Genomic DNA, 23,812 nt, shown 5'->3' on the forward strand with positions numbered 1-23,812 from the left:
ATGCGTATAAATTGGCATGAATATTTTATGGCACAGGCAATGCTGCTGTCGCTCCGTTCAACATGTGAGCGATTGAGCGTCGGTGCAACTATCGTAAAAGATAATCGGATTATCGCAGGTGGATACAATGGTTCCGTTTCCGGTGAAGTCCATTGTGTGGATGAAGGATGCTATGTGGAAGACGGTCATTGCATCAGAACCATTCACGCAGAAATTAATGGACTTCTTCAATGTTCTAAATTTGGTGTCTCAACAGAAGGCGCGTCCGTATATGTTACTCATTTTCCATGTGTAAACTGTACCAAATCACTGATTCAGGCAGGCATTAAAATATATATTACCGTACCGATTATAAAAATCATCCTTACGCAATTGAATTGTTAAATAAAAAACAATGTGCATTATGAACTGATCGAGCTTGACAATCAAAAGCTGAATACGTATTTCGAGTCAATAAAATGATATTATTTTATCTTTTTATATCAATTATTGCCGGATGTACAATAATTAAAAGCCCATTACTGGGCTTATTTTTTTGCAATTTTACTGTACAGCTGTCATTTAAAAGGGGGGAGTCTGTTATTTAAATCTGTACTGACTTTAACAGCAGCTGCCTCTGCACTCACTTATTTTAACGAAGATATTGTTCTCGATGAGCATATACTGACTGATGTTGTTATCGAGGACTATAAGTATTACACCGACAGTCTCCATTATATAGTCAGTAATAACGGCAGAACTTACGAGCTGTATGACGGTGCGGGAAATGCCCGTCTTGATATCGGCAGTACATGCAGAGGCCGTATGCAGGTCACGATACCACAGGAACAGCGGAACTTTATTAAAAAGAATGCTCACGAGTCTTTAAAGATTAATGAACTCGCCGGCAGAATATATTTAAATGATACTGCTGAGCTTGAATGTGAACCAGGCAGTTTAACTTACAGTCAGAAGTTCAGCAATATCAGGCATGCATATATGTCAAAAGTACTGAATGCTTCAGTGTACGATTACAAATTCGATATATTAACACTGTCAATCGGCAATAAAAATTATATCAGTCCGGATTTTTTTGATTCACTGCAAAAACTTGGTATATATCATCTATACGTAATTTCCGGTACTCACGTTGCATTTTTAAGTGGGGTTATTTTTGGTGTTTTAAAATATTTCCGACTGCCGTTAAATATAATCAAAATTATTATAATAATTTCACTGATATTTTTCCTGTTTCTAAATTTCTTTTCTCCAAGTGTGCTCCGTGCAGTTTTTATGGGTGTATTGCTTCTGGTCTGCTCCTTTTTAAGAAAAAACCGTATCTCGCAATTATTTCCTTAAGTGCACTTATTCAAATTCTCATTAATCCATATGTGATTTATCATGCCGGATTTCAGCTGTCATATGTCACTACATACTTTATCCTGCTGACACGTCCTTTGTTTATGCACTATAGCAGTATTATTCAGCTTGTACTGATTACAGTCATCAGCGAACTGTCGACACTCGTAATAGTGTTAATCCACTTTAATGAAATCAGCATCAGCGGTCTGATCTCGAATATAGTTTTCGTACCCGTATTTTCATTTATTATCTTTCCGAGCGTAATAATTTTTAACCTGCTTATATTTTTACATTTTCCGCCGACTATAAATGAACTTTATCATTTGCTGTTTTCGCTGATGAAAAGCTGTATTTATTTAATTTCAGATGCATTTAAACATCGAATATCTGTTAAAACTTATCCGGAACCACTATTATCATTCTGCTGTTTTTAACTTACCGGCTGACGGTAAATGTTTTACAGTTTAAAGCAAAGAAGATAATAGTCTGTATTATGATTTTCATTACTGTACTCGTCGTTAATCATCAGCACTTAAATACAGAATTTACGCTCACAATGGTTGATGTCGGCCAGGGAGATGCATTTGTTATACAGGACCACAAAAACTATAAAACTGTTCTGATTGATACAGGCGGTGCCTATAAGCATGATGACAGCACTATTAATCTAAGCGATAAAACACTGCTGCCTTATTTAAAAGAGCAGGGCATAGATTTTATCGACCTGCTTATAATCAGTCATCTGGATCTTGATCACAGCGGGGAAGTGATTAATATTCTTGAGAAGAAAGAAGTTGGGAATATATTATGAATACACAGGATATTAAATTTAATGAGTGGGTGATGCAGCTGAGTCCCGAGCAGCAGTCTTTAATTATCGACAGCCGCCGATTTTCTGAATTCAGTGTCGGAGATATTCATTTTGAAAACTTTTTACATGAGAGTGAACCTTTGGACTCGAACGAACAATCCGTCGTCTTAAAAGCGCATCTAAACCACTTCAGTATTTTATTTACAGGTGATGCTGGTCTTCGGACTGAAGAGGAATTGATGTCATTGTATAATTTAAAAAGTGATATTTTAAAAGTAGGGCATCACGGCAGTGATACGTCGAGCGGTGAACGTTTTATTGATGAAGTAAGCCCTGAAATCTCATTGATATCAGCCGGGGTGAATAACCGTTACGGTCATCCTCATGACAGTGTAGTTGAGACATTGGAGCCGAGCAGAATTATCAGTACAAATGCTAAGGGAATGGTGGAGTTTAAAATAAATCATGATACAATATGTATCCGTGCAAAATTTAGTGAGTACGGTGAAGAGTGTCTGAAAAAAGACATAAAAAAAGAGCCGGAGAGCCGGCCCTGATGATTCTGTCGATTATCCTGCAACGATAGCGAATACTTGTGGAATAATATAAATTACAGCAAGTGCCACGAATCCAACTATGAAAGCAAGACCTGCGTCAATAACGTCATTGTTTTTTGACTGAACATTTTTCTCAAACTTATTCATATAATTACCCCCTAAACACTTAGTTACAGTATAGGCTAATTTTAAATAAAAAGCTATAATAGATTTATAAACATTAAGGAGATTATTTATGGAATTGCTGCAGCTTCTGTATGGCACTAATATTATCCGCATAGAAGATAAAATAAAAAGTATTGCCAAAGAATACGTCGGAACACTAGACGATTTTAACTATACAAAAATTAATTTTAAAGATACGACTGTTGAGCAGATTGTCGAGGAAGCACAAACCCTGCCTTTTCTTGCTGACAGAAAAGTCATCGTCGTTGAAGAAGCGATTTTGTTTACCGCTCAGAAATCAGGAACAGCTGTGAATCATAATATTGATCTGCTGATTGATTATATTAAAAATAAAAGCGATGATACGCTGCTTATTTTTACTGTTATTACAGAGAAGCTCGATAAGCGTAAAAAAATTACAAAAATGATAACAGAGCGCGGTAAACAGATAGAGATTAACGAGATGAACGAACAGGAATTAACGAACTATGTCCGTACGGTGCTGGACCGTAACGATATTGAAATTTCTACTGATGCACTGAATCTGCTGCTTGAAAAAACCAGTTATAAGTATGAGTCTGTACATAATGAAGTAATGAAATTAGTTCTTTATGCTGACGGGAATATTACAGTAGAGGACGTCGAAAGTGCAGTCAGTGTATCTCTGGAACAAAATGTATTTCTGCTGACGGATTTCATCTTAAAAAATGAAAAAACGAAAGCTGTTAATTTAGTGCGTGAACTGATTTTACAAAAGGAAGAGCCGATGAAACTGCTTCATCTGGTTATCGGACAGTTCAGACTGCTTATCAGGTGAAGATTTTAAACGGAGAAGGGTATCAAGAAGATAATATTGCGAAAACACTGAAAGTCCATCCGTACAGAGTTAAACTTGCACAGAGACACACGAGAAAGTACCCGCTGGATGCATTGCTTCAGAAAATGGTTATATGCCGTGATATCGATTACAAGTTCAAATCAAGTTATCTCGATCGTAATGCTTTGTTTGAATTATTTATACTGGAAATATAAAAGGCAAAATAAAAAAAACCTTCATAAAGAAGGTTTTTTTATTAGTTAGCCATTAATTTTGATTTAAGACGGCTCGCTTTGTTAGCATGAACCTGGTTACTTTTAGTAGCTTTGTCAATAAGTTTGACAGCTTTAGAAACTAACTCAGCTTTGTTCTCAGCATTTTCACTCTTAGCAGTTTCAGCTTGTTTCACTGCAGTACGCATAGCGTTTTTCTGAGCGATGTTAAGGCTTTGAGCAGTTTCGCTAGTTCTAACACGTTTGATTGATGATTTAATGTTTGGCATAATGTCACCTCCGACATAAAGTTGTACAACTTTTATTGCAACAACAGATATTTTATCAAATCTAAGCTTATTATGCAATAATCAATCCGAAATGAATTGAAGTTAGTGCTATGCATTGATATAATTATAACATTGTAAACATGAAGAGAGTTGGATTTTTTAATGAACAATATGGAACGTTTGAAAAGACAGGAAAATATAAGGAACTTCTCTATCATTGCTCATATAGATCACGGTAAGTCATCTTTGGCTGATAGGTTACTGGAAAACACACGCTCGGTTGAAGGCCGGGATATGAAAGCGCAGCTTTTAGATTCAATGGACATTGAAAGAGAACGCGGTATTACTATAAAGCTGAACGCTGTCCGCTTAAAATATACAGCTGAAGACGGGGAAGAGTATACTTTCCACTTAATAGATACACCCGGACACGTCGATTTCACTTATGAAGTGTCGCGCTCACTTGCGGCATGTGAAGGCGCAGTACTTGTTGTCGATGCAGCCCAGGGCATTGAAGCGCAGACGCTCGCAAACGTCTATCTTGCACTTGATAATGATCTGGAACTTATTCCGGTCATTAACAAAATTGATCTGCCAGCTGCAGACCCGGACAGAGTCGCAGCTGAAGTAGAAGATGTTATCGGTCTGCCGAAAGAAGATGCAATTTACGCATCAGCAAAAGCAAATATCGGTATCGAAGCAATTCTTGAACGTATCGTTAAAGATGTTCCAGCACCGGACGGCGATCCACAAGCGCCGTTAAAAGCCCTTATTTTCGACTCTGTTTTCGACCCGTACCGCGGCGTAATTTCATCGATTAGAATTGTCGACGGAACAGTTAAAGCCGGCGATAAAATCCGCATGATGTCGTCAGGCAAGGAGTTCGAAGTTAACGAAGTTGGTATCAACACTCCGAAACAGCTTGCTGTTGATGAATTAACAGTTGGAGATGTAGGTTATATTTCTGCATCGATTAAAAAAGTTGGAGATTCAATGGTTGGTGACACGATAACCGGTGCAGAAAATCCGGCTGAAGTAGCGCTGCAGGGTTACAAAAAGATGAACCCGATGGTATTCTGCGGAATGTATCCGATCGATTCTTCAAAGTATAACGATTTACGTGAAGCGCTTGAAAAACTGGAGTTAAATGACTCATCACTTCAGTACGAACCTGAAACATCACAAGCATTAGGGTTTGGTTTCCGTACAGGATTCTTAGGCCTTTTGCATATGGAAATTGTTCAGGAACGTATCGAAAGAGAATTCGGTATCGATTTAATCGCTACAGCACCTTCAGTGATTTACAGTGTTGACTTAACAGACGGCAGCACAATCAGAGTAGATAACCCGGCACAGATGCCGGATCCGCAAAAAACTGAACGCATAGAAGAGCCGTACGTTATAGCACAAATTATGGTGCCAAACGATTACGTTGGAGCTGTAATGGAACTGTGTCAGCGAAAACGCGGTAATTTTATGACGATGGATTATCTGGATGATGTGCGCGTAAACATTATTTATGAAATTCCATTATCTGAAATAGTATTCGACTTCTTTGATCAGCTTAAATCACATACTAAGGGCTACGCGTCACTTGATTATGACTTTATCGGCTATAAAGAATCCAAGCTTGTGAAGATGGATATTCTGCTGAATGCTGAAAAAGTGGATGCACTCAGCTTTATCGTCCATAAGGACTTTGCTTATGACCGTGGTAAGGCAATCGTTGACAAGCTGAAAAAAATTATCCCGAGGCAGCAGTTTGAAGTGCCGATTCAAGCAGCAATCGGCCAGAAAATTGTATCCCGTACGAACATTAAATCTATGGGTAAAAACGTATTGTCGAAATGTTACGGTGGAGATATAACACGTAAGAAGAAACTTTTAGAGAAACAAAAAGAAGGTAAGAAGAAAATGAAAGCAGTAGGTAACGTAGAGATACCTCAGGAAGCTTTCCTGGCCGTACTAAAAATGGATGAAGATTAACAACACCAAGAGGAGAAATCATTTGATTTCTCCTCTAATTTTAGGAGGAATTTAATGGATAGCATGTATGTCCATATCCCATTTTGCAATCGCATCTGCACTTATTGCGATTTCAACAAAGTACTGATTAAAAATCAGCCAGTGGATGATTATATTAGTGCGCTCATAAACGAATTGAAAACTTACGGTAAAGAGACCCTTAAAACGATCTACGTCGGCGGCGGAACACCGACGGCTCTGACAGTCAGCCAGCTGGACAGGCTGTTAAAGTTCATAACGCAGCATTTTACCGTCACGGATGAATTCACGTTTGAAGCAAATCCGGATGAACTGACGACTGAAAAACTCGATGTACTGAACAACTACGGTGTGAATCGTATCAGTCTCGGCGTGCAGACGTTTAATAATGACTTGTTAAAAGTTCTCGGCCGTACGCATAACTTTGATGATATTTTTAAAAGTGTTAACCATCTGGAGAAAATTGGCCTGACGAATTACTCGCTTGATCTAATGTACAATCTTCCGGGTGAAACATTTGAAGATATCGATATGAGTTTAAAATACGTAAACGAACTGAAGCCGAAACACATTTCGTGGTACTCACTCATTATCTAGCCGCATACTGTGTTTTATAATAAAATTAAGCAAGGCAAGATGACGATCGCAGGTGGTCTTGAAGAAGGTGAAAAGTACGATAAAGTCATCTCAGGTCTGGATGCACTCGGCTACCCGCAATATGAGATATCGAACTTTGCCAAAGCTGAATACGAATCGATGCATAACAAAACATACTGGTTGAACGAACCGTATATCGGTGCAGGTGCCGGCAGTCACGGCTACACCGGAGACGAAAGATATTACAATATCAAACCTGTTAATCATTATATTAATAATATGAACGAACACGGCTCGGTCGTAAAAGAAAAACTGCTGCTGACTCAAAATGATAAGTTCGAAGAAGAAATGTTTTTAGGACTGCGTATAAATAAAGGTGTCAGTGAAGCACGCTTTTTAGAAAAATACAGCGTGCCGGTCGATGCTGTTTACGGCGATGTACTTAAGCGTCTGGTAGAGAAAAAACTGCTCACGAGAAAGAATGGCTATATATCTTTAACTGAAGCCGGGCGTATGATCGGCAATGATGTTTTCGTCGAGTTTTTACTATAAGAAATTAAAATGGGGTTAATTGTTGACATTCTTTGACCTATTTGATAAATTGTTATTAGCACTTAAGAGAGAAGAGTGCTAACGAGGTGATTCTTTGCTAACAGAAAGGCAGGAGATCATACTTACATTTATCGTAGATGATTTCTTAAATGTAATGACACCCATAAGTTCAAAACATTTATTGGAAAAATATAATTTCGATGTGTCGAGCGCTACAATCAGAAATGACATGGCAGTGCTTGAAAAAGAAGGCTTTTTAATTAAGACTCATACGTCATCTGGACGGGTGCCGTCGAGAAAGGCTCTGAAATTCTACATCGAAGAACTTAAACTGAATATTGAACAATCACCGGCTAAATCCTTTGAACTTTATTGGGCACGGATAATTAGAAAAATTAACTGATGAGCTTGCACTGACGATCAGCGAGCGGACGAAGTATTTGACTCAGGTCTCACTCGTGGCAAATAATGAAACTGTTAAAGGTCTTATATACGCCTTTAACCGACACTGCAAGTATTGCAATCATCGTTTTAAACAGCGGTGAAATCAGGCAGATGCCTTTAAAACAAATCGCGATATAACGATTGATGATTTTCAGAAGTTAAGCAACATTTTTAATGAATTGCTGCTCGATAAAAATCTCGGTGACACGCGTGTTATTTTAAAGAACAATGCGCATGTTCCGATGGAAATAAGAGATTTGTACAATCAGGTGACTGCACAAATTATGGCATCTGTTGATGTACAGAAACGGACGATTGGTCATGCTGGGTTTAATTATTTACTGCAGGACATGAGAACTGAAGTAGAAACGCTCGAACACTTATATGGTGATATCGAATCCGAAGCACTGTATAAGTCAGTCGAACAGCTGACATCAAATGATGTGAGTATTTACTTCGGTGATGAACTGGATGAAAGTTATAAATCACTTTCAGTCATTACAACGAATTTTGAGCACGCTGGACTGAGTGGTAATTTAATTGTTGTCGGTCCGGAATTAATGGGCTACAAACAAGTTATTAAATTACTTCACTCATTTAAAAAAGGAGTGTAGGCATTGACTAACGAAGAAGAAAAGAAACAAAGCCAGTTGACGAAACTTCAAAAACAGTAAACACTGCTGAAGAAACACTAGAGCAGGAAGAAATTGTTAAAGAGGAAGCAATTGAAGAAGCTGAAGAAACACCAGAACAGGAAGAAACTGAGAAAAATGATGAAGTTTCACTAGAAGACGAACTTCTTTCTATGAAAGAACAAGTCGAAGAAAGCGAAAATAAGTATTTGAAACTCTATGCTGAGTTTGAAAACTTTAAACGTCGCAACCGTCAGGAAGCTGAATTGAACAGCAAGTACAAAGATCAGAAGTTTGCTGAAAACTTACTTCCGGTAATTGATAACCTGGAACGCGCGCTCGCTATCGACGGTACAGACGAAAGTTTCATCGCCTTGAACAAAGGTGTTGAAATGGTGTACAAAAATCTTGTTGAAACATTGGAAAAACATGATATTAAAGCGATTGATGCCCTTAATCAGCCATTTGATCCTAACTTCCATCAGGCAGTAATGACCGAAGCGGCTGATTCAGAGAGCGACATCGTGATAGAAGAATTCCAAAAAGGTATATTAAAAGACCGTGTCATCAGACCGACAATGGTTAAAGTAAGCGAATAATATTTAATTAATTGGAGGAATATATAAATGAGTAAAGTAATCGGTATAGACTTAGGAACAACGAACTCAGTAGTATCAATTTTAGAAGGCGGAGAACCTAAAGTAATTCAAAATGCTGAAGGTAACCGTACAACACCTTCTGTAGTATCATTCAAAAATGGTGAACGCCAGGTTGGTGTAGCTAAACGCCAGGCAATTACAAACCCGAACACTATTATGTCAGTTAAAAGACATATGGGTACAGACCACGTTGAAAAAGCAGAAGATAAAGAATATACACCGCAGGAAATTTCAGCAATGATTTTACAAAACTTAAAAGAAACTGCTGAAAGCTATTTAGGTGAAAAAGTAACTAAAGCTGTTGTTACAGTACCTGCATACTTCAATGACTCTGAACGTCAGGCGACAAAAGATGCTGGACGCATTGCAGGACTTGAAGTTGAACGTATTATTAACGAGCCGACTGCAGCAGCACTTGCATACGGTTTAGATAAACAGGACAAAGAAGAAAACATTTTAGTATTTGACCTTGGCGGCGGTACGTTTGACGTATCTATTTTAGAACTTGGCGACGGCGTATTCGACGTTCTTGCAACTGCAGGGGACAACCGTCTCGGCGGTGACGACTTTGACGATTTAGTTATCGATTTCCTGGTCGACACGTTCAAGCAGGAACAGGGTATCGACTTATCTAAAGACAAAATGGCTATGCAGCGTTTGAAAGATGCAGCTGAAAAAGCTAAGAAAGACTTATCAGGCGTCTCTTCAACACAAATTTCATTACCATTTATCTCTGCCGGAGAAGCAGGACCGTTACACCTTGAAACAACACTGTCACGTGCGAAGTTCGAAGAACTTACACACTCACTTGTTGAAAGAACAATGGGACCTGTCCGTCAGGCAATTAAAGATGCTGGCGTAAATAAAGCAGAAATCGACGAAATTATTTAGTCGGCGGTTCAACTCGTATTCCTGCAGTTCAGGATGCAATTACGAAAGAACTTGGTAAAGAACCTAACCGCAGCGTAAACCCTGATGAAGTAGTCGCAATGGGTGCAGCAGTTCAGGGCGGAGTGCTTACAGGAGACGTTCAGGACGTAGTATTACTTGACGTTACACCATTATCACTAGGTATCGAAACGATGGGGAATGTATCTACAGTTCTTATCGAAAGAAACACGACGATTCCTACAAGCAAATCACAGGTATTCTCTACAGCAGCTGACAACCAGCCGGCAGTAGATATCCATGTTGTACAGGGTGAAAGACCAATGGCAAGCGACAATAAGACTTTAGGACGCTTCCAGTTAACAGATCTTCCACCTGCACCAAAAGGTGTACCGCAAATCGAAGTTACTTTTGACATCGACAAAAACGGTATCGTAAATGTTACTGCTACTGACAAAGGTACAGGTAAAGAACAGAAGATTACAATCGAGTCAAGCTCTAACCTGACTGACGAAGATATCGACAGAATGGTAAAAGAGGCTGAAGAAAATGCAGAGGCTGATAAAGCGAAAAAAGAAGATGCTGAACTCCGCAACGAAGCAGATCAGTTAATCTTCTCAAGCGATAAAGCAGTAGAAGACCTTGGCGACAAAGTTGAAACTGATGAAAAAGAACAAATTGAAAGTGCTAAAGAAGAACTTAAAACAGCTCTTGAAGGCACAGATTTAGAAGAGATTAAAACGAAAAAAGAAGCACTTGAATCGGCAGTTCAAGGAGTTACAACTAAACTCTACGAACAAATGGCCCAAGAGCAGCAAGAAGGCGCAGCAGATGCTGGTTCAGAAGCAGGAAATGCAGATGACAATGTAGTCGATGCGGAATATAAAGAAGTAGACGAAGACGATAAAGACGAAGATAAAAAATAAAATCTTCAACACCAAAGTCAAAGCCAAACGCATTGGCTTTGACTTTTTTAAATGGTATTATATTGACTGTTGGAGGGGAAAATTGTGGCTAAAAGAGACTTTTATGAAATACTCGGTTTAGATAAAAATGCAACACAAGAAGAAATAAAGAAAGCTTACCGCAAATTATCAAAAAAACATCACCCGGATATGAAAGATGGTTCCGATGAGAAATTTAAAGAAGTTGCTGAAGCATATGAGGTGCTGTCAGACGACAATCAGCGTGCACAATACGACCGGTTCGGCCATGAAGGTATGAACTCTCAGGGTGGCTTCGGCGGCGGCGGATTCTAGGCGGCGGCTTTGGCGGCTTTGAAGATATATAGTTCGTTTTTCGGCGGGGGCGGTCAGAGACCCGAATGCTCCTAAAAAGGGCGATGATCTGCAGTATACGATGACAGTTACTTTCGAAGAAGCTGTCTTTGGTGCGACTAAACTGTAACGATTAAAAAGATGTATTGTGTGATGTTTGTGACGGAGACGGTACAAAACCCGGCACATCAAAATCAACATGTAAAACATGTTCCGGTGCAGGTAATGTAGCAGTCGAACAAAACACCCTTTCGGCCGTGTACAAACACAGCGCACATGTCCTACATGTGGCGGTACGGGTCAGGAAATCGAACATGCATGTGACAAATGTAACGGTCACGGCACAGTTCAGAAAAATGTTGATATCGAGGTTAAAGTACCTGAAGGTATCGATAACGGTCAGCAGATTCGTTTATCAGGCGAAGGTGAGCCTGGTGTGAACGGCGGACCGGCAGGCGATCTTTATATCGTCTTCAGAGTTAAGCAGGATGCTAAATTTACACGTGACGGTGATGATATTCACTATGAACTTAAAATTTCATTTGCTCAGGCAGCTCTCGGCGACGAATTGAAAGTTCCGACAATCAATTCATCAGTTATGCTGACAGTACCTGCAGGAACACAGTCGGGCAGACGCTTCAGATTGAAAGAAAAGGGCGTTAAGAACGTCCAGGGCTTCGGCATCGGCGACCAGTATGTCACTGTAACAGTTGTGACACCGACGCGCCTGTCAGAACAGGAACGCGAAGTATTTAAACAGCTTGCAGACATTAACGGTGAAGTAATCAGCGAGCAGCAGGAAAATTTTTTGATAAAACAAAACGATTCTTTAAAGGTGAGTAAACTATGAAATGGCATGAAGTCAGTATCAGCACTAAAGAAGAGAACGAAGAACAGTTTTCGATTTTCTTAAATACAATCGCAAAAGGTGTATCCATTGAGCATTCCGTAGATATTTTAAAATCTAAGACTGATAACTTTGAAGAAAAATTCCGTCTGGACCCGAAAGACTATCCGGACAGCGATATTCGAATATTAGTTTATTTTGATGACTTATAATATCGATGAGCAGTTAAAGAAAATCAGAGGATTTATTGAAGAGACACCTTTGGCTTATAAAGAAGAAATTGAAGTGAAAACTGGCATGATAGATGAAATGGACTGGGAAAATGAATGGAAGAAATATTTCCATAATTTCAAAGTCGGCAGAAACTTCTTAATCGTTCCTTCGTGGGAATATGCTGACGTCGAAATTGCCGACAGCGATAAAGTCATTAAAATCGATCCGGGTATGGCATTCGGCACGGGCGACCATGCAACGACAAGTCTGTGTCTGACATTCCTGGAAGATGTTATAAAACCATCTGACAAAGTTATCGATGTAGGGACAGGTTCAGGTATTCTTGCAATCGGTGCTTATTTACTCGGTGCAAGAAACATAAAAGCGACTGATATCGATGACTTGTCACTGCAGGTTTCTAAAGAGAACTTTGCTTTAAATGACTGCGGTGCAGATATTACAGTAATGCCTGCAGATTTATTAAAAGATGAAACAGAGAATTACGACGTTGTCGTCGCTAATATTCTTGCTCACATTATAGATGATATGATCGATGATGCTTATACACTGCTGAATGATAATGGGCGTTTTATCGCGTCGGGAATTATCGTTGAAAAACGCGACGAGATTATTACTCATATGACAGCCGCCGGTTTTTCAATTACTGAGGTTCTTGAAGAAGAAGGCTGGGTAGCAATTTTAGCTGTGAAGGTGGCATAATGCAGAGATATTTTATCGAAGAAACAGTATCGCTTAATGAAACATTTGTCATGGATACTAAGCACATACATCATATTAAAAATGTGATGCGTGCAAAAATTGATGATGAATTTAACATTGTTGACAAGACTGGCAGTGCTTATGCTGTTCAGCTGACTGACCTAGAGCCTGTGACGTATAAAGTTACTGAGAAAATAGAGAGTGAAGTTGAGCTCCCGGTAAATATTACACTGTATTCGCCCCTGTTAAAAGGCGACAAGATGGACGTCGTGATTCAAAAATCCACCGAGCTTGGTGCACATGAATTTGTCCTGTATAAAGCCGAGCGCAGCGTCGTGAAACTGACTGCAAAAAAAGAAGACAGCAGGCTTATCCGCTATGAAAAAATTGCGAGGGAAGCTGCTGAACAGAGCAGGCGCACTAAAATACCTGGAATTTCATTTGCCGAAAAGTTAACAGCAATGGATTTTACAAAATATGATCTCGTGCTATTTGCATATGAAGATAATAATCTCAAAGGTCGTTCAATTAAGAATGTTCTCAGCGCTTCTGCTGCACACACGATTGCGGTTGTATTCGGACCTGAGGGCGGTTTTTCTGAAAAAGAGGCTGAAATATTTAAGTCATATGAAAATGTTGCGCTCGGACGAAGAATATTAAGAGCAGAAACAGCGCCGCTGTACGCACTTTCTGTAATTGGAAGCTACTATGAATAGCTGATTTGTGCTATTATTACAAGGAATATAATTATTGGGAGTGTCATTTAAATGAGCATAGCAAAGTATATTGACCATACATTATTAAAACCTGAAGTTACTGACAAAGAAATTGCAGTTCTATGCGAAGAAGCACATGAGCATGGTTTCTTCAGTGTCTGCATTCAGCCTGCATGGGTTAAGATTGCAGCAGAAAAACTGGCAGAAAGTGAAGTTAAAGTTTGTACAGTAATCGGTTTCCCTCATGGTGCAACGACATCTGAAGTAAAAGCATTCGAAACAAAAGATGCGATTTCAAACGGTGCAGATGAAGTGGATATGGTAATTAATATCGGCCAGCTTAAAGCAGGCAACCTTGATTACGTCAGAGATGATATTAAAAGCGTTGTAGACGCGGCAAACAAAGAAGCACTTGTAAAAGTTATTATTGAATCTTCACTTCTTAATGAAGATGAAATTGTAACTGTATCTAAGCTAGCTAAAGAAGCAGGTGCAGATTTTGTTAAAACTTCTACCGGATTTAACGGCGGCGGAGCAACTGTTGAAGCTGTAGCATTAATGCGTCTGACAGTAGGCGAAGAGATGGGCGTTAAAGCAAGCGGCGGTGTACGCTCTAGTGAAGACGCGATGAAAATGATTGAAGTCGGTGCAACTAGAATCGGTGCATCAAGCGGCATTGCTATCGTTAACGGTGCAATTTCAGACAGCGATTATTAAATTTCAGTTGACTGAAAACAATGTAATATATTATAATACTAAAGTACATAGGATAGACTATGTGAATTAGCCTTTTGCATTATCGGAGGGAGGGAAAACAAATGTCAAAAACAGTTGTTAAGCAAAACGAACCAATTGAAGATGCTCTGCGTCGTTTCAAACGTACAGTTTCTAAAAACGGTACGATTCAAGAAGCACGTAAAAGAGAGTTTTACGAAAAACCAAGCGTAAAACGCAAGAAGAAATCTGAAGCTGCGCGTAAGCGTAAGTTCAAGTAATATCACTCTTCCCTCTGATAAGTGATATATATTAACAGCGCACATTTTGTGCGCTGTTTTTTGTTTCTACATTTCTCATTTGACTGCAGTTAATGTATAATCGGAATCAGGAGGGATGTACATGGGAGGTTCGTATTTATATATGATTAATAATTCAATTCAATTTTATATAGATGTTGTGACTTCACCCGTTGTTGCATTTCTATTATTATCAATATTTTTCCTTGGTGTGGTGTCAGCTCTTCTCTGAGAAAGTAAATATTATCGGCGTTCTTTCCGTACTGTCGATATTTATCTTCTTCTCGGGTCACCTTCTTACTGGAGATAATAATTTGCTGGCACTGATACTTATTCTTGTAAGCGGAATCTTGATGCTCGTAGAATTTTTTGTCATTGGTATGATTCTTGGAGCCATAGGTGTTTTGCTTTTTGGTGTAAGTATTTTAATAGTCAGCGGCAATGTGTTTTTATACAGTATTTTCTTAGCCGTAATATTCATTATGGTGATTATAGAGTGGGTGATATTTGTGAAGTATAAGAAACGTAAAATCCCTTTCCTCAATCGTTTAATTTTAAACGATGCAACAGACAAGGAATCAGGATATACATCATTTGATGACCGTTCGCACTTAGTCGGTAAAATCGCGGTAACTCATACTGTGCTTCGTCCATCCGGGACAATACGCCTCGGTGATGAGCGTATCGATGCGGTTGCCGAAGGTTCGTATATTACAAATGATGTAGAAGTTAAAATTATTTTTGTAGAAGGTACAAGAGTTGTCGTCAGACCAACGGAAAATTAAAAACAGGGAGAGTGGAGAATGAATTTAGCATTTATTACAGGCGGTGCACTCGTAACGTTACTTATTTTTGTAGTAATTATTATCGTTATTGCATTTATCCTGTCATTTGTTCCAATCGGTTTATGGATTTCAGCAATTGCTGCAGGGGTTAAAGTAGGAATCTTTACTCTAGTAGGTATGCGTCTTAGACGTGTTAAACCTAAACGCGTTATCGAACCAATGATTAAAGCGCATAAAGCGGGCATTCAGCTGTCAACAAACCAGCTTGAATCTCACTTCTTAGCAGGCGGTAACGTCGACCGCGTTGTCGACGCACTAATAGCTGCACAGCGTGCAGATATTAATTTAACATTTGAACGTTGTGCTGCAATTGACCTTGCAGGCCGTGACGTACTTGAAGCAGTACAGATGAGTGTTATCCTAAAGTTATCGAAACACCATTTATCGCGTGGTGTTGCAGTTGACGGTATCGAAGTTAAAGCGAAAGCAAGAATTACGGTTAGAGCTAACATCGAACGCCTTGTCGGTGGTGCTGGTGAAGAAACAATCATCGCACGTGTTGGTGAAGGTGTAATTTCAACTATCGGTTCTTCTACAAGGCATGCCGATGTACTTGAAAACCCGGAACGTATTTCACAGACTGTCTTAGCTAAAGGCCTCGATTCAGGTACTGCATTTGAAATCCTGTCGATTGATATTGCAGACGTGGACATCGGAAAAACATCGGTGCAGATCTTCAAACTGAACAAGCTGTAGCCGATAAAAATATTGCACAAGCGAAAGCAGAAGAACGACGTGCGATGGCTGTCGCTCAGGAACAGGAAATGAAAGCCCGCGTACAGGAAATGAGAGCGAAAGTAGTAGAAGCAGAATCCAGAGTACCTCTTGCATTTGCTAAAGCATTAGAAGATGGCAATATATCAGCATCTGATTATTACGATCTGAAAAATGTTGAAGCAGATACCAGCATGAGAGATTCAATTAACAAAATGACAAACCCTACACAATTTAACGAAGAAGAATAGGGTGTGATATAGTATGGAACTTATTCCACTACTAATTATAGTCGTCGGTATTGTTACTTCTATCATAACCGGTAAAAACAACAAAGAAAAAGAAGGCGACCGCAATATTGATACTTCTAAGCTAGACAGAAGGCAAAGTACTGCGCCCCGCAGCAGACAACCCGATACAAGGACGAATACAAATGAACAAAAAGGATTCTTCCAGACGCTGCAAGAGGCATTTGATGAAGAATTTAACCAATCCGAACAAGAAACAAAACAACAGTCTAACAGAGAGTCTAAACCGCAGCCGGTTCAATCATCAGGACGTGAGAATAGGCCGGATAGACAAGCATCTGAGCGTCCTGTAAGGGAAACGATTCAGAATTCACGCGAGCGTCAAAACGCGTCTAAAAATATTTCTGATATCGAAAAACGAATTACAGACCGTTCGAAGCATGCGAAGCGTGCATCTGAAGCAAGAGAGAGTGCATATACCAGAGGTTATGATAAGCGCGCTGCTAAAACAGATGGTCTCGGTAGTGATATTGGTGATAAGCTCCGTTATTCATATGGGGATGATCTTACTCAAATGCATAACCGCGGACAGGAAAAGACAAGTATCACTTCAGACGATTTGAAATTTGATTCTAAGGCTGTCGTTAACGGCATTATTATGTCGGAAGTTCTCGGCAAGCCGAAGTCCAAACAAAAATTGAACAGGAAGCATGGATAAGCTTCTGAAAAATAAAACAGGGCAGAGAGTCTAAAAAAAGATTCTCTGCCCTGTTTTTAATTTTTAATAGTATAATTGGTATCATCACCATCCGCATGGTTTTATCATGTCTGAAATAATTGCAGTCGGCTATTGATAGTGGTAAATTTAAATAGACAAGACTATTATAAAGGGGTTTGTAAATGCCTAATATTATTAATATAGACAGCCTTGACGAAGCTCAGGCTTTAATAGGTGCAAATGATTCACACATCACATATCTGGAAGACGAATTCGCAGTTAAAATTCATACGCTCGGCAATGAAATTACTGTCAGCGGCGAAGATGAAAAGGACGTCGAATTAGTCGAAGATGTGCTGCTTCATTTATTAAAAATAATTCAGCGCGGCATGTCAATTTCTTTAAGAGATGTGCAATCTGCTGCGATGATGGCTAAAAATGATACCATCGAATATTTACAAGATCTTTATAACGAAGAAATCGCTAAAGATGTTAAAGGTAAAAGTATTAAAGCGAAAAACGGGTCAGCGTCAGTATGTAGAAAATATACGTAAACACGACCTGACTTTCGGTATTGGGCCTGCCGGGACCGGTAAAACTTTTTTAGCTGTCGTAATCGCATGCCAGATGCTGCGGGAAAACCAGGTTAAACGCATCGTCCTGACGCGTCCTGCGGTGGAGGCGGGGGAGAACCTCGGGTTCCTGCCGGGGGACTTAAAAGAGAAGGTAGACCCATACCTGCGTCCGCTGTATGATGGACTTCATGCGGTTCTCGGAGCTGAGACGACTGACCGTTTAATTGAACGCGGGGTCATAGAGGTTGCACCGCTTGCTTATATGCGCGGACGGACATTGAATGAAGCTTTTGTTATTTTGGATGAAGCTCAGAATACGACAGAAATGCAGATGAAAATGTTTCTGACACGTCTTGGTTTCGGTTCGAAAATGATAGTTACCGGCGATGAAACACAGATTGACCTTCCGGGCTCGACGAAAAGCGGACTGGTTGAATCGGTAAAACGTCTTGAAAATATTAAAGGAATCGCTATTAAACGCATGGATGAAACAGATGTCGTCCGACATCCGCTTGTTTCTAAAATAATCCTTGCGTATGAAAAGGATACAAATTTATGATTAATATAGATTTTATTAACGATGAAAATTTTGTAGATGAGTCTGAGCTTAAAGAAGTATCGGAGCTGTTAACGTTCGCATTCGATCATCTTAAAGAAGAAGGCGATGCAGAGGTATCTGTATCTTTCGTGTCAAATGAAGAAATCCAAAATATTAACAGAGATTACCGTAATAAGGATAGCATAACAGACGTCATTTCTTTCGCACTTGAAGAAGGAGACATGAATATTATTCACGAAGATGCTCCGCGCACTTTGGGAGATATTGTTATCAGCACCGACCGTGCGAAAGAGCAGGCTGATGATTACGGCCACAGCTACCGCCGTGAGCTGATGTTTTTAAGCCTCCACGGATTTTTACATCTGCTTGGCTACGATCACATGGAGAGCGATGATGAAGCTGAAATGAACGGCAAACAAGAAGAAATATTAAACGCATTCGGTGTGACACGCGATTAATTTAGACCGGTTTAAACATCCTCTCCAGGGATTTTTTCAGCTGTTTAAAAAAGACAGGAAATTTTTACTGCATTCTGTTATTGCAGCAGCAGTCCTTTGTATTTGCGCTGCGGTGAATATCACAGCAGTTGAATGGCTGTTTATTATTACTGCTGTATTTTTAGTTTTAATTACAGAAACATTGAACAGTGCAATTGAATACACGGTGGATTTAATTACCGGCGATTACCATATACTTGCACGCTATGCGAAAGATATCGCAGCAGCGGCAGTACTGCTTGCGAGTATATATGCTGTAATCGTCGGTATGGTTATCCTGCTGCCGTATTTGCTTTAATATAAGGAGGACATCAGATGAACGACGGATTATTTAAAAAAGAATGGCTGACTGAAGTGCAGGAAGCACAGTCACGGGCATATACACCTTACTCAAAAATTTTAATGTAGGTGCTCTATTAATTACAGAAGATGATGAATATTTACGGAGCGAACATTGAAAACGCTGCGTATCCTGCATCAATTTGTGCAGAACGTTCTGCCTTGGTGAGCGCGTATTCAAATAATAAGAGAAAATTCAAAGCGATTGTAGTCGTGACGGATGCACCTGGACCTGCAAGCCCATGCGGTGAATGCAGACAGGTAATGAAAGAATTATGCCATGATGAAATGCCGGTTTACTTAACGAGTAAATCAGGTGAAGTAATAAAACGGACGGTAGACGATTTGCTGCCGCTCGGTTTTAGCGGGAAGGATATGGATTAATGGATTTTGATGGATTTAAATCAGGTTTCGTCAGTATAATCGGACGTCCAAATGTAGGGAAATCTACATTTATGAATAAAGTTCTTGGGCAGAAAGTTGCGATTATGTCGGACAAGCCGCAAACGACAAGAAATAAAATACAAGGTGTATATACAAAAGATAATACTCAGATGATTTTTATCGATACACCTGGAATTCACAAACCGAAACACCAGCTTGGTGAGCATATGATGAAAGTTGCGCGCAATACGCTCCGTGAAACAGAAGCAATTCTGTTCGTCATCAACGCTGCTGAAGAAATCGGGCGCGGTGATGAGTTCATTATCGATATGCTTAAAAATACGAAGACACCGATTATTTTAGTGTTAAATAAAATCGACTTAATTCATCCGGATGAACTGATTAAGCAGATTGAAGTATACAAAGATAAACTGGACTTCAGTGATGTAGTGCCGATTTCAGCACTTCAGGGAAATAATATCGAACGTCTTCTGACTGTGATTGAATCACACCTGCCGGAAGGGCCGATGTACTATCCGGAAGACCGTATTACAGATCACCCTGAACACTTTATCGTGAGTGAGCTGATTCGTGAAAAAGCACTTCACCAGCTGAGTCAGGAACTGCCTCATGCGATTGGAGTAGAAGTGCTTAAAATGAAAGGTGACGATGACGGCGGCAAAGTCAGAGTGGAAGCCCTGATTTACGTTGAACGGGAATCACAAAAAGGAATGGTTATCGGTAAAGGCGGCAAGATGCTGAAAGAAATCGGGCGTCATGCGCGTATGGATATCGAAAATCTCCTCGGCAGCAAAGTATATCTTGAGCTGTGGGTTAAAGTACAAAAAGACTGGCGCAATAAACCTACGTTTATCAGGTCGCTTGGGTATAAAGACGAAGAATATTAAAACTGGGTGAGATAATGATCTATCAACAGACTGGTATGATGATCCGGCAGACGAGCTACAGCGAGTCCAGCCGGATTATTACTATACTGACAGAAACGGGAGAACAGGTTCCATTAATGGCACGCGGTTTTAATAAACCGAAAAACCAGTTTATTACACTGCGGCAGGGATATTTGGAAGCATTGTTTACTTATAACCGTTTTAAAGGCATGGGCACACTCAATGATGTTGACGTGACCGAGCGGTTTAAAAACATTAACGGCGACTTCGATGTATACACACACGCAAGTTATATTTTGGAAGTCATTACGAGAGTGCTTGAAGATGACATTGCTGAACCGGGATTTTACAGACTGCTGAAAAAAGCATTTAACCTGCTGGATGATGGCAATGAAAGCTTTGGGGTCACGTCACTTGTACTGGTCAAAATGCTTCCGGCCTACGGCGGTCAGCTGAATCTCGACAGCTGTGCAGTATGCGGCAGAAGTGACTATAAAAAGTACAGCCATTATTCATTTAAATACCATAACGTCATCTGCCACGACTGTCTGACAGAAGAAACGCTCGAACGGGCAATACCTGTCAGCAACAGAGTATTGTATTTTGCACTGTATTTAAAATCGGTAAAACTCGAAGATGTGAACAGCATAAAAATATCGGCAGACATCGGCAGACAGCTGCTTAAATTTATTGAAGTGCTGTACGATGAATACAGCGGTGTATATTTCAGAAGTAAGAAATTAATAGATCCGCAGTGAAGACAAATACGTATACATTAGGTTACCTCATGTATACGTATTTCTTTTTCAGTAGTTATGATTGAGACTCATGTATATGAATAATCATTTACGCAGTCATGACAACGCTTCATGTATACACAAAACAAAAAACGCACCTGACTCCTGAACCCAGGAAATCAAGTGCGTTTTTTATAAATTATTAATCTAAATTACTCGTCATCGTCTTAACATCTTTTACAATCTCTTCTGTCTCAAACGTATTATCTCCTGCATCAACGCCGATATAGTCTTTGATCAGCGTGCCGGTTTCATCGATTAAATAAATCGCAGTCCCGTGCAGTACTTGATTTGAGCCGTCCTGCGGCAGTTTCACTATCGATTTGAAGTTGTTCAGTGCATAATCGCGCAGATATTCAAATTCGTATCCCGTAACAAGCTGCCATTCAATATTATCTGCCGGATTATACCAGCTCATATATTCGCTGAGCACTTCCGGTGTATCTGTATCAGGATCTACAGAAAAACTGATAATACCAACATCCTCAAGGTGTTCTTCTGCAAGTTCCTGAGTCAGCTCGGTCATATTCTGTGTCATCGGAGGGCATACCGTAACGCACTCGGTAAATATAAGATTGGCAAGCCATACTTTCCCGTCCATATCATCTGATGTAAATGTTTCATTATGCTGATTTACAGCTTCAAAATCATTCAGCGCATTGCCGTAATAAGACATCGGCTCAACTTCCTCGCTGCCTCATGCGGCAAGCAGCATAACGAGGACTATAAGCAGAGTGCTTCTAAACATAAGCATCCTCCATTAAAATAATAATTATATGTATAAAGGTGCCCCAATAGTTTGAGGCACCCATGATGTTAAAACTTAATTCTTGATGATAGGAAATTATGCAGTTCGTCAATTGCAATACGTGTCTGTTCCATCGTATCGCGGTCTCTTACTGTTACTTTTTTATCTTCAGCTGAATCGAAGTCAAATGTAATACAGTACGGTGTACCGATTTCATCCTGACGGCGGTAACGTTTACCGATTGATTGTGACTCATCGAATTCGATGTTAAAGTCAGCGGCGAGCATGCTGTATACTTCCATAGCATCTCCGCTTAATTTTTTCGATAAAGGCAGTACTGCCGCTTTATATGGTGCAAGAGCAGGGTGCAGACGCAGCACTGTGCGTGAGTCCCCTGACTCAAGTTCTTCTTCATCATAAGCATCTGTAAGGAATGCTAAAGTCATACGGTCAAGACCGAGTGACGGCTCGATGCAGTATGGAATATATTTTTCGTTAGTTTCAGGGTCGTGATATCTGAAATCTTCGTTTGAATGTTCCATGTGCTGTCGAAGGTCAAAATCTGTACGGCTGGCAACGCCCCACAGCTCTCCCCAGCCAAACGGGAATTTGTATTCAATATCAGTTGTCGCGTTAGAGTAGTGTGAAAGTTCATCTTCATCATGTTCTCTTAGACGCGTGTTTTCTTCGCTTAAGTTTAAATCTTTCAGCCATTTAACAGCGAATTCTTTCCAGTAAGTTTGCCATTCCATTTCAGTACCGGGCTTACAGAAGAATTCTAGCTCCATCTGGTCGAATTCACGTGTTCTGAATGTGAAGTTACCCGTGTAATTTCGTTACGGAATGATTTACCAACCTGTCCGATACCGAATGGAAGTTTTTTACGCATAGCTCGCTGAACGTTTTTATAGTTAACAAAGATACCTTGTGCAGTTTCAGGACGGAGGAATAATTCGTTAGTTGAGCCTTCTGTTACACCCCTGGAATGTTTTAAACATTAAGTTGAACTGGCGAATGTCAGTGTACTCGTGAGCACCGCAAGTCGGGCAGTCAATATTTTTGTCGTCGATAATATCTTTCATTGCTTCGAATGATAAACCATCTGCAACGAAAGTGTCATCTTCTTTTTGCATAACATCTTCAATTAATTTGTCAGCACGGTGACGTGATTTACATTGTTTACAGTCGATCATTGGGTCGTTAAAGTTATTTAAGTGACCTGAAGCTTCCCAAGTTTTCGGATTCATTAAAATTGCAGCATCCAGTCCGACATTATACGGAGATTCCTGAATGAATTTTTTCCACCATGCAGCTTTAACGTTGTTTTTCAGTTCGATACCTAACGGACCGTAATCCCAAGTGTTTGCAAGACCGCCGTATATGTCACTGCCGGGGAAAACAAAGCCTCTTGTTTTTGCCAGGTTTACAATTGTGTCCATGTTCATAGTTAATGCAGCTCCTTTTTATTATTAATTTTATATAAAAAAGTCCCTGGACAGCATAAAAAATGCTATCCAGGGACGAGCGTAGCCCGCGGTTCCACCCAATTTAGTAAGAAAACTCGCTTTTATATATAAAATTAATTGTATTTGTAAATTATTATGCCATATTTGCTGCCAGGCTCACACCATTCCTGACTCGCTTAAGGCTATTATATAATTAGAGCAGAATGAATGCAAGTACGATCATATTTCTTTATCTCTGTAAATATTATATAATATTAAT

At 39.8% G+C, this 23,812-nt stretch carries 19 protein-coding genes and 11 pseudogenes; 26 read left to right on the forward strand and 4 right to left on the reverse strand.

Annotated elements, in window-relative coordinates; all coding sequences use genetic code 11:
• From G4D76_RS00795 to G4D76_RS00810, 4 genes and pseudogenes are all read left to right on the forward strand, one after another.
• A pseudogene (locus G4D76_RS00795) lies at nucleotides 1-462 on the forward strand (ComE operon protein 2).
• A 516-nt stretch (nucleotides 463-978) separates the two neighbouring features.
• Nucleotides 979-1,775, forward strand: a pseudogene (locus G4D76_RS00800) (ComEC/Rec2 family competence protein).
• 59 nt (nucleotides 1,776-1,834) lie between these two features.
• A complete protein-coding gene (locus tag G4D76_RS00805) occupies nucleotides 1,835-2,152 on the forward strand; it encodes a ComEC/Rec2 family competence protein (protein WP_213810276.1) in 318 nt (105 codons plus the stop codon).
• Complete coding sequence (locus G4D76_RS00810) at nucleotides 2,149-2,709, forward strand: ComEC/Rec2 family competence protein (RefSeq protein WP_213810277.1); 561 nt, start codon at nucleotides 2,149-2,151, stop codon at nucleotides 2,707-2,709. The genes G4D76_RS00805 and G4D76_RS00810 overlap by 4 nt, the downstream gene beginning before the upstream one ends.
• Nucleotides 2,710-2,721: 12 nt before the next feature.
• Here G4D76_RS00810 and G4D76_RS00815 read toward each other — a convergent pair whose 3' ends face one another.
• The gene (locus G4D76_RS00815) at nucleotides 2,722-2,856 is read right to left on the reverse strand and encodes a YqzM family protein (protein ID WP_084135646.1); all 135 of its coding nucleotides are present in this window, start codon (nucleotides 2,854-2,856) and stop codon (nucleotides 2,722-2,724) included.
• An 88-nt stretch (nucleotides 2,857-2,944) separates the two neighbouring features.
• On the opposite strand from G4D76_RS00815, the pseudogene holA reads away from it, so the two are divergent.
• Nucleotides 2,945-3,906: pseudogene (gene holA / locus G4D76_RS00820) on the forward strand (DNA polymerase III subunit delta).
• Nucleotides 3,907-3,947: 41 nt separating this feature from the next.
• Here the strand turns inward: holA and rpsT are convergent.
• Nucleotides 3,948-4,193 carry a 30S ribosomal protein S20 gene (gene rpsT, locus G4D76_RS00825; RefSeq protein WP_026858195.1) on the reverse strand — a complete coding sequence of 82 codons (246 nt, stop codon included), beginning with the start codon at nucleotides 4,191-4,193 and terminating at the stop codon, nucleotides 3,948-3,950.
• A 162-nt stretch (nucleotides 4,194-4,355) separates the two neighbouring features.
• Between rpsT and lepA the strand changes: the two genes are divergently transcribed.
• The 21 genes and pseudogenes from lepA (at nucleotide 4,356) to recO (ending at nucleotide 21,300) form a co-directional block, all read left to right on the forward strand.
• Nucleotides 4,356-6,179, forward strand: coding sequence for a translation elongation factor 4 (gene lepA / locus G4D76_RS00830; RefSeq protein WP_213810278.1), 1,824 nt, complete (start codon nucleotides 4,356-4,358; stop codon nucleotides 6,177-6,179).
• A gap of 54 nt (nucleotides 6,180-6,233) precedes the next feature.
• Nucleotides 6,234-7,346 (forward strand): annotated as a pseudogene (gene hemW, locus G4D76_RS00835) (radical SAM family heme chaperone HemW).
• Between the two features lie 94 nt (nucleotides 7,347-7,440).
• The gene (locus G4D76_RS00840; RefSeq protein WP_213810279.1) at nucleotides 7,441-7,749 is read left to right on the forward strand and encodes a DeoR family transcriptional regulator; all 309 of its coding nucleotides are present in this window, start codon (nucleotides 7,441-7,443) and stop codon (nucleotides 7,747-7,749) included.
• Between the two features lie 208 nt (nucleotides 7,750-7,957).
• The gene (locus G4D76_RS00845; RefSeq protein WP_371814639.1) at nucleotides 7,958-8,404 is read left to right on the forward strand and encodes a hypothetical protein; all 447 of its coding nucleotides are present in this window, start codon (nucleotides 7,958-7,960) and stop codon (nucleotides 8,402-8,404) included.
• 89 nt (nucleotides 8,405-8,493) lie between these two features.
• Nucleotides 8,494-9,021: pseudogene (gene grpE / locus G4D76_RS00850) on the forward strand (nucleotide exchange factor GrpE); the annotation flags it as partial.
• Between the two features lie 27 nt (nucleotides 9,022-9,048).
• Nucleotides 9,049-10,895 (forward strand): annotated as a pseudogene (dnaK, locus tag G4D76_RS00855) (molecular chaperone DnaK).
• An 84-nt stretch (nucleotides 10,896-10,979) separates the two neighbouring features.
• Nucleotides 10,980-12,089: pseudogene (dnaJ, locus tag G4D76_RS00860) on the forward strand (molecular chaperone DnaJ).
• Between the two features lie 3 nt (nucleotides 12,090-12,092).
• On the forward strand, nucleotides 12,093-12,305 hold the full coding sequence (locus G4D76_RS14075; RefSeq protein WP_250130071.1) for a 50S ribosomal protein L11 methyltransferase: 213 nt from the start codon (nucleotides 12,093-12,095) through the stop codon (nucleotides 12,303-12,305).
• Nucleotides 12,295-13,026 (forward strand): 50S ribosomal protein L11 methyltransferase, encoded by a 732-nt coding sequence (prmA, locus tag G4D76_RS00865; protein ID WP_250130263.1) that lies wholly within the window; start codon nucleotides 12,295-12,297, stop codon nucleotides 13,024-13,026. The genes G4D76_RS14075 and prmA overlap by 11 nt, the downstream gene beginning before the upstream one ends.
• Nucleotides 13,026-13,742: an RsmE family RNA methyltransferase gene (locus G4D76_RS00870; protein ID WP_213810280.1), complete on the forward strand. Its 717-nt coding sequence runs from the start codon at nucleotides 13,026-13,028 to the stop codon at nucleotides 13,740-13,742. Before prmA ends, G4D76_RS00870 begins: the two co-directional genes overlap by 1 nt.
• Nucleotides 13,743-13,793: 51 nt before the next feature.
• Nucleotides 13,794-14,459, forward strand: a complete 666-nt coding sequence (deoC, locus tag G4D76_RS00875; RefSeq protein WP_213810281.1) for a deoxyribose-phosphate aldolase — start codon at nucleotides 13,794-13,796, stop codon at nucleotides 14,457-14,459.
• A 101-nt stretch (nucleotides 14,460-14,560) separates the two neighbouring features.
• On the forward strand, nucleotides 14,561-14,737 hold the full coding sequence (rpsU, locus tag G4D76_RS00880; protein WP_026858185.1) for a 30S ribosomal protein S21: 177 nt from the start codon (nucleotides 14,561-14,563) through the stop codon (nucleotides 14,735-14,737).
• Nucleotides 14,738-15,069: 332 nt separating this feature from the next.
• On the forward strand, nucleotides 15,070-15,540 hold the full coding sequence (locus G4D76_RS00885) for an NfeD family protein (RefSeq protein WP_250130072.1): 471 nt from the start codon (nucleotides 15,070-15,072) through the stop codon (nucleotides 15,538-15,540).
• An 18-nt stretch (nucleotides 15,541-15,558) separates the two neighbouring features.
• Nucleotides 15,559-16,565, forward strand: a pseudogene (gene floA / locus G4D76_RS00890) (flotillin-like protein FloA).
• 13 nt (nucleotides 16,566-16,578) lie between these two features.
• Nucleotides 16,579-17,280 (forward strand): hypothetical protein, encoded by a 702-nt coding sequence (locus tag G4D76_RS00895; RefSeq protein WP_213810282.1) that lies wholly within the window; start codon nucleotides 16,579-16,581, stop codon nucleotides 17,278-17,280.
• Nucleotides 17,281-17,462: 182 nt separating this feature from the next.
• Nucleotides 17,463-18,414 (forward strand): annotated as a pseudogene (locus tag G4D76_RS00900) (PhoH family protein).
• On the forward strand, nucleotides 18,411-18,872 hold the full coding sequence (ybeY, locus tag G4D76_RS00905) for an rRNA maturation RNase YbeY (protein WP_213810283.1): 462 nt from the start codon (nucleotides 18,411-18,413) through the stop codon (nucleotides 18,870-18,872). The pseudogene G4D76_RS00900 and the gene ybeY overlap by 4 nt, the downstream one beginning before the upstream one ends.
• Entirely contained in the window at nucleotides 18,868-19,209 is a 342-nt protein-coding gene (locus G4D76_RS00910) for a diacylglycerol kinase family protein (RefSeq protein ID WP_026858179.1), read from the forward strand. Before ybeY ends, G4D76_RS00910 begins: the two co-directional genes overlap by 5 nt.
• Before the next feature lie 17 nt (nucleotides 19,210-19,226).
• Nucleotides 19,227-19,634: pseudogene (gene cdd, locus G4D76_RS00915) on the forward strand (cytidine deaminase).
• A complete protein-coding gene (era, locus tag G4D76_RS00920) occupies nucleotides 19,634-20,542 on the forward strand; it encodes a GTPase Era (protein WP_026858177.1) in 909 nt (302 codons plus the stop codon). Before cdd ends, era begins: the two are co-directional and overlap by 1 nt.
• Before the next feature lie 14 nt (nucleotides 20,543-20,556).
• Entirely contained in the window at nucleotides 20,557-21,300 is a 744-nt protein-coding gene (recO, locus tag G4D76_RS00925) for a DNA repair protein RecO (RefSeq protein WP_213810284.1), read from the forward strand.
• 181 nt (nucleotides 21,301-21,481) lie between these two features.
• On the opposite strand, the gene G4D76_RS00930 is transcribed toward recO, so the two are convergent.
• Together G4D76_RS00930 and G4D76_RS00935 are read right to left on the reverse strand one after the other, a co-directional pair.
• Entirely contained in the window at nucleotides 21,482-22,015 is a 534-nt protein-coding gene (locus tag G4D76_RS00930; protein WP_250130073.1) for an SCO family protein, read from the reverse strand.
• A gap of 140 nt (nucleotides 22,016-22,155) precedes the next feature.
• Nucleotides 22,156-23,532 (reverse strand): annotated as a pseudogene (locus G4D76_RS00935) (glycine--tRNA ligase).
• Nucleotides 23,533-23,812 lie beyond the last annotated feature (280 nt).

This window comes from Jeotgalicoccus sp. WY2 (genome assembly GCF_018437745.1).
GTDB lineage: Bacteria > Bacillota > Bacilli > Staphylococcales > Salinicoccaceae > Jeotgalicoccus > Jeotgalicoccus psychrophilus.